The following is a 12,348-nucleotide window of genomic DNA, read 5'->3' as shown; positions in this document are numbered from 1 at the left end:
TGGTAGTAGGGCTGCAAGCGCTTCTAACGCATTATTGCTCACCATCGACAAACTGAAGCATCGCTTCGTAAGGAGTTTTGCCCGTCTCCTGCGCTGTAGCAAGGATCTCGCGGGTTAAGAATTGCACCACTGCATACACGATAGCGTGAGCAAGTGGCTTATCGAACGCCTGATTCGGTCTGGATTGCCGCCAGAACCACTCAACTCGCGAGGTGAGAGCACCTCCCAGAGTAAGTAACTGTCCGGGCAATGCCAGCACTCCTTGTTTCTGAAGCTCCTGCATCAAATGCAGTCCGCGCTCCCCTCGTGGGATCGCGAGATTATGTGCAAGAAAGAGCCTGGTTCCAGGAGGAATAAGCTGCCAATTTGAATTTTCAAGTTCTTCTCCGACCGTTGTGGCGACAATAGTTCCTCCACGCTGCAAGCAGGCATCAGTAAAACAATGATTCTTCGCGGATAGATGCACGAACGAGGAGGGAGCCGTGACGGTTGCTTCGGCCTGATCGTACACCAGATCGCAAACCACGACATCTTCAAACATTCTTTCCTCGAAATAGCGAGTGATATCGCTCCCCATCGCACCCGCTGCACCGATCAGGGTGACTGCCTTCTGCGTGTAATCAGCAATATCCAGAAGCTCAAGAGCAGCTATCACCCCTGTACTGGAGTAAGAAGACTTTCCTCCGCATCCTCCATCCGGACAACGGATACCGAGGACATGCGGCGTATAGGTAGCCAGTAGGTCAGCAAGACCGGCAAACCGTCCAAAATCCGGGGTGAGCTTGATCCTTCCCTGTTGCTCATTGAGAAATGCCCCGATCTCAGCAAAGATAGGAGAAAGCTTTTCATAAAAGGCTGGATGCTGCGGGTCGGTAAGAACTGTATATGTTTCCTGATCTCGGGGCACGATGATACAGCGTGCTCCACCAACAACACTTTCACTCAGCCCCTCCGGCAGACGATCTTGAAATGTGTCCAGCACTCCCCGGCGTAAGGCTCCATTGATCAGGCGATTCTTAAACAGGCTCTCATCCCACATCAAGCGTTTCAGCATATCCTCAATCTGTGTAGATTTCCTGGACGGATCAACCATCCTGGTTCCGCCATAGGCATAACAGGTATGCAGTTCTCCATCAGCCGCAATCCATACGTCTGCATACTCATGTGTGAGTGTATATATTTGTATTGACAAGGTGTGGCTCCAGTATCTGATTACAAACGGTACAGCAGAAGAGAGAAAAGATCGAACCCCGCTTCTTACAGGTTCGTGGATGGAATAAGAGGATCAAAACTATCCGAAAGCATTTCACTCAATTGAACGTGCTTCACTTCGGTTATTCGGTTATTCTCGTCTACAAAAACAAGTTGAGGAACAAGCGTGCGGATTTCTTCGTCAGTACAGAATGCGTAACTGATAATTAACACTATATCTCCTTCATTGTTCAAGCGTGCGGCGGCACCATTCAAACAAATGACACCAGACCCCCGCTCTCCGGGAACAGTGTATGTCTCTAATCTCGCTCCATTCGTCACATTGACTACCTGTAATCTTTCGTAGGGAACCATCCCTGCCGCATCCAGCAAATCCTGGTCAATTGTAATACTGCCTACATAGTTAACGTTCGTCTGGGTAACAGTTGCACGATGGATTTTTCCACGACACATCATTCGGAACATGCCTGGCTCTTCCTTTCCCTCGTTATTCTTCAAACGAGTACTACTTGTAGTTCACCATTTATCATACCCTGATATTTCTTTTTCAGCTTATTAACTATATAGTATTCTAAGCTTACTCTGTATTATATAAATACAAATAACAAGGTATGTTTTCGATGATCATTTACTTAATAACCTCTTTCATTAAACTAGTATAAAATGATGAAATGCCAAATGTCAAACAACTGTATTACCAAATTCTTCCTCTCTATACTATATCTTCGCCGAAGACGAAAATATATCTTTATGGGAACAGTCTCAATTGACAATGCTAACAATGGAAAAACGGCAAACTAGTATGTTATATTGGTAAAGTAATTTTGTAATTGAACTTGTATTTCTTCTGTCTCTGTAATGCAATTTGTCTATTTATCCTTTCTCGCGAGAATACCTTTTCTACTCATATATCCCGTTTTCTGCATGCATCACAACAAAAAGAAGGTCCGAAGAATGGAGGAGAAAGCGATGATAAAACCACCTGAACGATGGTATCTGCTAGCATTTTCTGCTCAAACTCACCATGATCTGGATACACTGACGGAAAAGCTTGCTGCTTTGCTTCAGGAAAATGCTGAACTGGCCCTTGAAGAAGTCGCCCCTGCTCTTATCGCCAGCTATGGTGAAGACAGCATAAGGAGAACATTGGTTTGCCATAATCGACAGGAAGCGCTTGAAACGCTTCGTCTGCACGATACCGGGAAGCTCCTTACAGGTGAACCACAAACAAGACACAGACCAATTGCTTTCTTGTTTCCGGGTCTGGGAGAACAGTATGAGCATATGGGTCAGCAATTATATCTCACAGAGCCAGTCTTTAGAAAGTACATCGATGACAGTGATGAGCTGCTTCGCCCTTTTGGGCTCCAGTTGAAAGAAACGCTCTACCCCACAGACACACAGCAGGAGCACACCCCATCTCAGGAAAAGCTTGATTTACGCAGGTTGCTTCGGCGAACAGCCAGCACGTCGCGACTCAATCAAACTGCCCTGGCACAGCCGGCAACTTTTGCCATTGAATACGCATTAGCCCAACTTCTCTTCTCATGGGGCATTCACCCCCACGCTCTTCTGGGCTACAGTATCGGGGAATATGTCGCGGCCTGTCTTGCCGGGGTGTTCTCCTTTCCTGATGCGGTTCGGCTGGTTGCAGCCCGAGCTCAATTGATAGAGCGTCTTCCTCATGGCTCGATGCTGGCAGTTCCGCTCTCAGAACAGGAGATCATGCCTCTGTTAGGCAACCACCTTTCCCTCGCGGCTTTAAATGGCGATGCCCTCTCAATTGTTGCTGGACCCTCTGAGGCAGTTTCCGAACTTGAGCGACTCTTACAGCAGAGGGATATAGTCACTATTCGGCTGAATACGGCTCATGCCTTTCATTCACATATGATGAAAGCAATTGCCAGTGAGTTTGAAGATGTTGTACGCACCTGTACGTTACAGGCTCCTCGTATCCCCTATCTCTCGAATGTAACCGGAACCTGGATCACCCCCGAGCAAGCGACTGACCCCGGCTATTGGGCTACACATCTCCATCAGCCGGTGCGCTTCGCAGATGGCCTGCAAGCGCTCTGGAAACAGCCCGAAATGGCATTACTGGAAGTTGGTCCCGGCCAGACGCTTTGTAGCCTGGCACTCCAGGCCCGGCAGAACCCCGAACAGGAGAGCGTTACCTTGCCAACCATGCGAGCCGCTTTTGAACACCTGGATGACAGGGCTTTTCTCCTCAACACGATAGGAAAACTCTGGCTTACAGGCGTGCCGCTCAACTGGAATCAGTTTTATCAACAAAAGCCAGACTACACCCTCCCTCAGCTTCTCCCGACCACTGTTGAGCCTCCCGAACAGGAAACGAGCGAAGCAAGAAAAATGAGCCGAAGGCGGAAGCCCAAACAAAAACGCACCCGTCCCTGGCTCACGACAGACTATGTTCCGCCCTCCGGAGAACGTGAACAGGCTCTGGTTTCGCTCTGGCAACGGATTCTACACATCGATGGCATCGGGATACATGACAGTTTTTTTGAATTAGGCGGACATTCCCTGCTCGCTCTCCGTATCCTTGAGGCCTTGAAAAAAACATATGGGGTAGAGCTTCCCCTTAGCTCTCTGTTTGAAGCCCCAACGGTAGCCCAGTTCGCCAGAGTGCTGGACGATGCGCTGCGTGGAGAGCACCACCAGCATAATGAAGCACAACCTGCTGCTTTCACTGGACCTGCCCTGCACTATCAACTTCCCAATGGGCTGAAGATTATGCACCAGAACAAAGCGGAAACGGACCATTTCTATGAAGACATCTTCGTCCATCGCGCTTATACCAGCCATCTACCTGAATTGCCACAAAACGCCTGCGTCTTCGATGTAGGAGCAAACATCGGTCTGTTTACGCTGTTCTTGCACTACCTGAACAGGGGGATCCAGATATACGCCTTTGAACCCTCGCCCCCTACGTTTGAGGTTCTCTCTCGCAATATAGCTCTCCATAAGGTCAATGCCCGCCTTTTCCCCTTTGGTCTATCCGACACTGCCAGAACCGCAGAGTTCACTTTTTATCCCTTTTCTACGGGCATGTCGTCTTTTTATGCCAACCGGGCAGAGGAGGAAGAGGTATTAACCAGTATTCTACAGAACCAGTACCAGCAAGCCCGGCCCGAAATGGAGCAGGTGATGCGCTATGCTGGCGAGCTCGTCGAGGAGCGCCTGAAAAGCCAGACATTTGTTTGCAAACTGCATCCTCTCTCGGCGGTAATGAAAGAAAACGCTGTTGAGCGTATCGACCTGCTGAAGATCGATGTTCAGAAAAGTGAGCTCGATGTACTGAGAGGCATCGCTGACGAGGATTGGAACAAGATACACTCCATTGTGGCAGAGGTGCATAACCTTCATGGTCAACTGGACACGATCACGAACCTGTTGAAAGCGCATGGCTACACGCTCACTGTGCAACAGGACGAACTCTATAAGGGTTCCGTGATTTATCTGCTCTATGCCAGCCGGCCCTGAGTGCTCTTTTGACAACATTCAGAGGAGTTGATAGCCCCTCTGAATGCTCCAAACACTTAGAAACGGAGAGGCAGATAACGGTACAGATCTTCTGTGACGGCTGCGAGGAATGGTTCTACCTTGTTCTGAAGATAGAAATGATCGCCCTCATAGAGTCGGATTGTTACTGGATGCGGCGTCTCGGTATACCAGGCACATAATTCAGCATAGTTTACCTCGCCGTCATCCAAACTTCCGAATACAGATATAGGGCACTTGAGCGGCTCTTGCTTCTCATACTGGTACGTTTCACAAATCGCAAAGTCAGCACGGACCAGTGGAGCGACTAACGTCATAAGCTCTTCCTGCTCAAACACTTCAGGTGGAGTTCCATTCAAGCCTCGAAGTCTCTTTTCAAGGGCCTGCAAAGAGGCATTATGGATTTTCATATGTTTATAGGGCAGATGCGGGGCTCGATGAGCCGAGATGAGTAACAATCTGGGCATATTGAATTTGCGCCTTTGCAGATAGCGGGCCATTTCAAAGCTGATAAGCGCTCCCATGCTATGCCCGAAAAACGCAAAGGGTTTGTTCAGAAATGGAATGATCTGTTTCGCCAGCGCCTCCACCAGAGGCGTCGTATGCGTAAAAGGTTCTTCGTGAAGTCGGTTTTCTCGACCCGGTAACTGTAATGCGCATAGCTCTAGCCCGGCAGGCAAGTACTGAGGCCAGGTACGAAATGCCGAAGCTCCACCACCCGCATAAGGGAAACAGAAGAGACGTGCTCTGGCTGTAGGGTTAGGTTGTGGACGGACAATCCAGGTATTTGTTGATACGGACATGCTTTTTTCTCCTCTTCCTCTGTCTCTTTTCACTTTTAGCTTATTCATACAAGTTCTTTGCCTCTTTCGCTATCCTTTCACTACTATTTTACCATCTATTTTTGGAGGAGAAAGTTGTTTTTATAAACAGAGTAGCATGAAACTTCTCGTTATCTGCAACGCTTGTTCTGCAAATTTGTAAAACGTACTCATCTCTTAAAATGATGTATACAAACAGCTATGCAAAGTTATATAAATTGCTCATTCCCGTTTGAAAGAATATTGCCATCAGATAGACTTCATCTCACACAAGTATCACTTTGTTTGCCAAAATAGGTATATATACACTTGACAAGGCTAGAAACCATATGTTATTGATAATAGCAGACGTTTCAAAAATATATTGTAATGCTCAATTTTGTAGCGTTGAACATATGACAAAAGCCTTGTAATATTTTTTCATATAAGGTTATCAAAGTACTTTACTACTATCCATTCAGCATGTCCATTGTAATTACAGCAAAAGTTGCGTGTTTCCTATTTTAACTCCAGAAAGGAGATAGGGGCAAACACAAAAATCTACAGGTTACCCTGCATACTTTCAAATCAAGCTGTTTTATGCAGCGTTCCATCTTTACACGTTTTTCCCAAAAATTTCCATAATGGTATTCTCTCTTTTTTTATTGAGTAGTGCAAACTGGATGGTAAAGTGAGGGGAGAAAGCAATTTGTCCATTCATATCCCGGACAACGCTATGAGAAAATGGGGTCTGCTCGTTAGAGCTGTACTTCACTGATATTTCACTGTTGTTTGCAGCGCAACAGTACAGTGACGATCAGAAATCGTGCCTGAAACTGGCAGGGATGCTTTCACAGTAGAGCCGGTTGACTTTTAGTATGAGGATAGGATTAAGATGAGTGAAACGCACCATCATGATGATGGTCCAAAGCAGTTAACGCCGCTACAGCAAGCTTTACTAACTATCCGCAATCTCCGGAAGAAGTTAGAGACGATAGAGCAAGTCAGGAAAGAACCTATAGCAATCATTGGGATGGGCTGTCGCTTTCCAGGAGGAGGAAACTCACCCGAAGCATTCTGGAACTTGCTTGAAACCCGACAAGATGCCGTAGATCTGATCCCTGATACACGCTGGAACCCGGAGACATTCTATGACGCTGATCCCGATACTCCCGGAAAGATGAATACACGCCGAGGTGGGTTTCTGCAAGATATCGAGCAATTTGACGCTTCGTTCTTCGGCCTTTCTCCTCGTGAAGCAGTCCATATGGACCCACAACAGAGGCTCCTACTCGAAGTTGCATATGAGGCGTGCGAACACGCAGGCATAGATGCTCTGGGGCTCAGCGGCAGCCGCACAGGTGTCTTTGTGGGTGTCCATAGCCAGAGCATGGACTATTTCCTTATGGAACTATCCAATCCCTCACAAATCGAGGCATATAGTAGCACTGGCACGGCACACAATGTCATTGCCGGGCGACTTTCCTACTTCCTGAACCTGAAAGGGCCAAGCATAGCAGTAGATACCGCCTGTTCCTCCTCGCTCGTGGCGCTCCATCTGGCCTGCCAGAGCCTGCGCACGGGCGAATCTGATCTGGCCTTTGCAGGGGGCGTCAACCTCATCTTACGTCCCGAGGTCAGTATCTGCTTCTCTAAACTGCATATGCTAGCCCCGGATGGCAGATGCAAGCCATTCGATGCACGAGCTGACGGCTTTGTCCGTGGCGAAGGCTGCGGCGTCCTCCTGCTCAAACGCCTCTCCGACGCCATCCGCGATCATGACCCTATCCTCGCCCTCATTCGCGGCTCCTCCCTCAACCAGGACGGTCGCTCCGCCGGCCTCACTGCCCCTAACAGCCTCTCTCAACAGCAGGTCATCGCTCAGGCTCTCGCTCACGCCTCCCTCTCTCCCGCTCAGATCAGCTATGTCGAGACACATGGCACCGGCACCGCCCTCGGCGATCCCATCGAGATAGAAGCTCTCGCTCAGGCCCTCGGCACGGTTGGCCCTCCCTGTCTGTTGGGAGCGGTCAAGAGCAACATCGGCCATCTGGAGGCCGCTGCTGGCATCGCTGGCTGCATCAAGGTTATTCTGAGCATGCAACATGAGCTGATCCCCGCAAACCTGCATTTTGAGCGGTGTAACGAGCATATCCATCTGCAAGGCACCCGCTTGCAGATCGCACAAGAAGCAACCCCCTGGAAACGTGGCGACACACCTCGCTTCGCTGGCGTCAGCTCCTTTGGATGGTCGGGGACCAATGCTCACCTCATCCTGAGCGATTATAAACAGGAGAATGAAGCGCCCGCCCCGCCCTCTACGGTACCGTGTATTCTGCCCATCTCGGCTCGTACACCTGAAGCGCTCAAGGATCTGACCTTTGCGTATCGTCGTTATCTTGCGCAGACGACAGCCTCTTTTCAAACGATCTGCTTTAATGCAGCGACAAGACGCCCGCACTTTGAACACCGTCTGACGCTCCTTGCGACAGGGACAGAAGAAAGTGTCACCGTACTGGATGCGTATTTGCGCGGCGAAACTCCTCATGCGGTTCAGCAAAGCCCGGAGGCAGTTGATATAGCGAATACGTCGCAACCTGTTTTTGTCTTTTCCGGTCACGGCTCGCAATGGGCCGGTATGGGACGTTCCCTGCTGGCGACAGAGCCAATTTTTAAAGCGACCATCGAGACCATTCATAACCTGATACTCCAGCATAGTGGCTGGTCCCTTTTAGATGTACTCAATACTGAGGAGCCGGAAGAAGATATAGCCGTCACACAGCCTGCAATCTTTGCGGTACAGGTCGGTCTCGCGCAGCTCCTGCGTTCATGGGGCATCCACCCGGGTGCAGTTATCGGGCATAGTATGGGCGAAGTCGCAGCCGCGTTTGTTGCCGGCGCCTTGAGCCTTGAAGCTGCAACACAGATAATCTGTGAACGAAGCAGGCTCATGAAATGCGTCCAGGGCCAGGGAAGCATGCTCATGATTGAGCTTGCCCCTGAAGAGGTCGCCTCTTTCATACAGGGAAAGGAAGCGCACGTTTCCCTGGCTGCAATCAATGGTCCCAATTCCGTTATACTTGCGGGCAAACGCGATACGCTTGCACAACTCCAGGCAAAGGCAGAGGAGCGTCACCTGTTCAGCCGTCCAGTAAAAGTTGATGTGGCCTCTCATAGCCCACAAATGGAAGGGCTGCACCAGGAACTCTATCACGCGCTGGCTAATCTTACATCCACATCGCCCACGCTTCCATTCTACTCAACAGTAAGCGGTAGCTATAGCGAACAGGAGGTGCTTGACGCCCACTACTGGCAACGCAACTTACGTCAGCCAGTTCTCTTCTGGCCTGCACTGCAACAGCTTCTGACAGATGGCTACACCTGTTTCATCGAACTGAGCCCGCATCCGCTTCTGCTTCCTGCAATCGAACGGGGTGTGAAGACCACCAGATATAGCTGTCAGGTACTTCCTTCTCTTCGACGTGGAGAAGATGAGCAGATCGCGTTGCTAGAGCTGGCAGCCAAACTCTACTGTTATGGCTACTCGCTCAACTGGCGCGGTTTGCTGCCCTCAACCGAGCGCTTTGTTTCGCTTCCCACCTATCCCTGGCAGCGGCAACGTTACTGGATTAAGGAGCAGCCTTCCCACCCCTTCCAGCCATCTCAGGAACAGCCTGGTTCCTGGGAATCTCTGGTACAACTTGCACGAAGGCAGGAATTACAGGCTCCACTTGATCTAAACCTGACAAGCTATCCAGCGAGATGGGAATTTACCAGACGACTGGCCAGTGCGTTTGCTTTGCAGACGTTGCACGATCTGGGCATCTTTACTCAGGCAGGAGAGCAGTATACGGTAGAGGCACTTATCCAGAAATATCAGCTCGTCCCTCACTACGCGAAGCTGCTTACACGCTGGCTACATTATCTGGTGGATGATGGCCTGCTCGATTACAGAGCACCCGGAACTTTTATTGCGCTACGCTCGCTTCCTCCTGTTGATTGGGATCAGCTCTGGTCTCAATGCGCCGAGGTTTTTCAGGACGAAGCCTGGTTTGGGGAGTACTTTCACCGCTGTGCACGCTACCGGCTTGCTATCCTGACAGGAAAAGAAACACCTCTCGAAACACTCTTCCCACAGGGAACGTTTACTACGGCAGATCAGCTCTATCATCAATGGGCGGTTGCTCGCTATTTCAACAATATCATCGGCTCTGTTGTGGAAGAGCTGACCCGCTCCACATCTCGACCCCTGCGCATCCTCGAAATCGGGGCAGGCAGCGGAGGCACTACACGCACCATTCTGCCACTATTGCCCGCAGAGAAAACCAGCTACTGGTTCACAGACCTTTCCGCGTTCTTTCTCAACACAGCGCGCCAGCGTTTCCAGGATTATCCATTTCTGCACTATGGCATCCTGGATCTTGAGCAAGAGCCAGCCGCACAGGGGTATGAGCCGGGCTCATTTGATATCATCATATCCTCCAACGCAGTACATGCGACGCATGATATACGGCAATCGCTCGCCTATCTCTTCTCGCTTCTGACTCCTGGTGGCACGCTACTTCTTTACGAGGTGACAGAGTATCTGCCCTGGTTTGATGTCTCGACGGCCCTTATCGAGGGGTGGCAGTTTCATAGCGATGACCTACGCAGTACTCACCCGCTCTTATCGGCCAGCCAATGGGAAACATGCTTGCGAGAACAAGGCTTCCAATCAGTCGCGTCCTTCCCTCGACCTGAAACGCCGACTCGGGTTCTCGGACAGCATGTTCTTCTTGCTCAAAAGCCTCTTGAGGCCAGCATCAGCCATGCTTCCCTTGCTCAACCTGAGATGAAAGAGAAAAACATAGCGTGGCTGCATGAACTTCAATGGATACCTGATGCAGCTTCCCGGACTGAATCGCCTGCTAACCTGCATCAGACATACTGGGTCATTTTTGCAGATAAGCAGGGGATTGGCCAGGCGCTCGCCGCGCAACTCGCCCGCCATCATGCTCGCTTTCTGTATGTCTCTCCAGAGACTCAGGCCAATGAACAGCATATCAGATTAGATCCGACACAGCAGGCAGAGCTGGAGAGGCTGCTTGAACGTGTTCAGCAAGAAAGCAGAGAATATACGAGCCTGTATCTTGTTCATCTCTGGAGCCTGGATCTTCCTGACCCTATCCAGGACATACAGGAGCTGGAAGCTGCCCAAAAAGTCGGAAGTGGAAGTGCCCTCCATCTGTGTAAGGGAATTGCAACCCGCGAGTGGAACTCATCTGTGCGGCTCTGGCTGGTTACCAGGGGAGCGCAGGTTATCACAGATGGGTCGGGAATACCGGCAGTAGCACAGGCTCCGCTCTGGGGGCTGGGGCGCGTCTTTGCTCAAGAATATCCGGCGCTCTGGGGTGGGTTGATTGATCTTGACCCGGCTGGCTCACCCGAACACATGGCACAGTTGCTCTTGCAGCAGCTTCACGGTCAGAAGCAGGATATCCACGAGGACCAGATAGCTATCAGAGGCGAAACACAGTATGTTGCTCGTCTGGCTCCTCTCACGCTTCAACCCTCGCGCGCTCCTCATATTGAGCCTGATGCAAGCTATCTGATTACAGGAGGAGCGGGAAAACTGGGCCTTCATGTTGCTCGCTGGTTGGTATCGCGGGGAGCACGCCACATTATCCTTCTGGGACGAACGCCCTTTCCCCCGGTTGAGCAATGGTCACAAATCCCAGGCGAAAGCACGTCAGGAAGACGTATTGCCGCAATTCAGGAGATGGAGGCACAAGGCGCACAGATATATCTTCCCGTCGTAGATGTCGCTGAGGAAAGTCAGCTCTCCTCTTTCCTGAAGGCATGGAGGCAAGAGCAGCGCCCCCCGATTCGGGGTATTATCCATGCGGCAGCAATCCTTTCATCGCAAACGATTACCGAGCTACATCTTGATGAGCTCCTGCGGGTTATGCGCCCAAAGGTACTTGGTGGATGGCTGCTACATAAAGCATTCCAGCAAGAAGATCTCGCATTCTTTGTTCTCTTCTCGTCAGGAGTCTCTGTTTTCGGACCAGCAGGGCAGGGGAATTATGCTGCTGCTAATGTGTTCCTGGATACACTGGCTTTGTATCGCCAAGCGCTGGGACTCCCCGGAGTCAGCATAAGCTGGGGTGTCTGGACTGAGTTTGGCGATAGTTCGAGCCTCTCAGCCCGGCGCTATACAGAGTACCTTCAAGGTGGACGCAATATCACACCAGAGCAGGGGTTAGAGGCGCTCAGTGCCTGCATCGCCAATCAGAAAGCGCTGGTCGTTGCTGTTCCTTTCGATCTGGCAAGCTGGGAACGCTACAGCCCGACAGCAAAAAACGCGCCACTCTTTGCGGCTCTGCGCTCCTCGGAACAAGAAACGCAGCCATCCGAGACGTTACAAGACACGTTGCAGGCCCTGCATCCCGGTGAGCGTCGGGACTACCTGGAAAGCTTTTTACAGCAGCAGTTCGCGCATATTCTGCGTATACCGGCGGCAAACATCCAGAAAGATACGCCTCTCACAACTCTGGGCTTCGACTCACTCATGACCCTGGAGCTACGCCAGAAGCTTGAAAATGCGCTCAATACCTCAATCTCCGCAACCGTCATCTGGAACTATCCAGTTATCTCGCGTCTGGCAGAGTATATCGCGGAACGACTACAAATTCAGCTCACAACAGATGAGACGTCGCAGGACGAAGGAGAGGAGGACCAGAGCCAATTGTTAGAGATACTCAAGCTCGCTCAGATGCTTCCCCGTGAAGATGCGGAACCGGAAAAACGTTCTGATAGGTAGCAAAGGTAGAGGGAA

Annotated in this window: 5 protein-coding genes; 2 read left to right on the top strand and 3 right to left on the bottom strand. The window is 50.6% G+C overall.

Going from position 1 to position 12,348, the window contains the following annotated elements; genetic code table 11:
* Window positions 1–31: 31 nt before the first annotated feature.
* Together KTH_RS08955 and panD are read right to left on the bottom strand one after the other, a co-directional pair.
* Window positions 32–1,192, bottom strand: a complete 1,161-nt coding sequence (locus tag KTH_RS08955) for a hypothetical protein (RefSeq protein WP_497617972.1) — start codon at window positions 1,190–1,192, stop codon at window positions 32–34.
* 65 nt (window positions 1,193–1,257) lie between these two features.
* Window positions 1,258–1,677 carry an aspartate 1-decarboxylase gene (gene panD, locus KTH_RS08950; protein ID WP_111324380.1) on the bottom strand — a complete coding sequence of 140 codons (420 nt, stop codon included), beginning with the start codon at window positions 1,675–1,677 and terminating at the stop codon, window positions 1,258–1,260.
* Between the two features lie 504 nt (window positions 1,678–2,181).
* Between panD and KTH_RS08945 the strand changes: the two genes are divergently transcribed.
* Window positions 2,182–4,713: an FkbM family methyltransferase gene (locus tag KTH_RS08945; protein ID WP_497617969.1), complete on the top strand. Its 2,532-nt coding sequence runs from the start codon at window positions 2,182–2,184 to the stop codon at window positions 4,711–4,713.
* A gap of 56 nt (window positions 4,714–4,769) precedes the next feature.
* On the opposite strand, the gene KTH_RS08940 is transcribed toward KTH_RS08945, so the two are convergent.
* Window positions 4,770–5,534, bottom strand: a complete 765-nt coding sequence (locus KTH_RS08940; protein WP_111324378.1) for a thioesterase II family protein — start codon at window positions 5,532–5,534, stop codon at window positions 4,770–4,772.
* Window positions 5,535–6,426: 892 nt separating this feature from the next.
* Between KTH_RS08940 and KTH_RS08935 the strand changes: the two genes are divergently transcribed.
* Window positions 6,427–12,333, top strand: a complete 5,907-nt coding sequence (locus KTH_RS08935; RefSeq protein ID WP_497617967.1) for a type I polyketide synthase — start codon at window positions 6,427–6,429, stop codon at window positions 12,331–12,333.
* Window positions 12,334–12,348 lie beyond the last annotated feature (15 nt).

The organism is Thermosporothrix sp. COM3, assembly GCF_059696735.1.
Note: the sequence above shows the minus strand (reverse complement) of the source record. Positions and strands in the feature narration are given on the sequence as shown.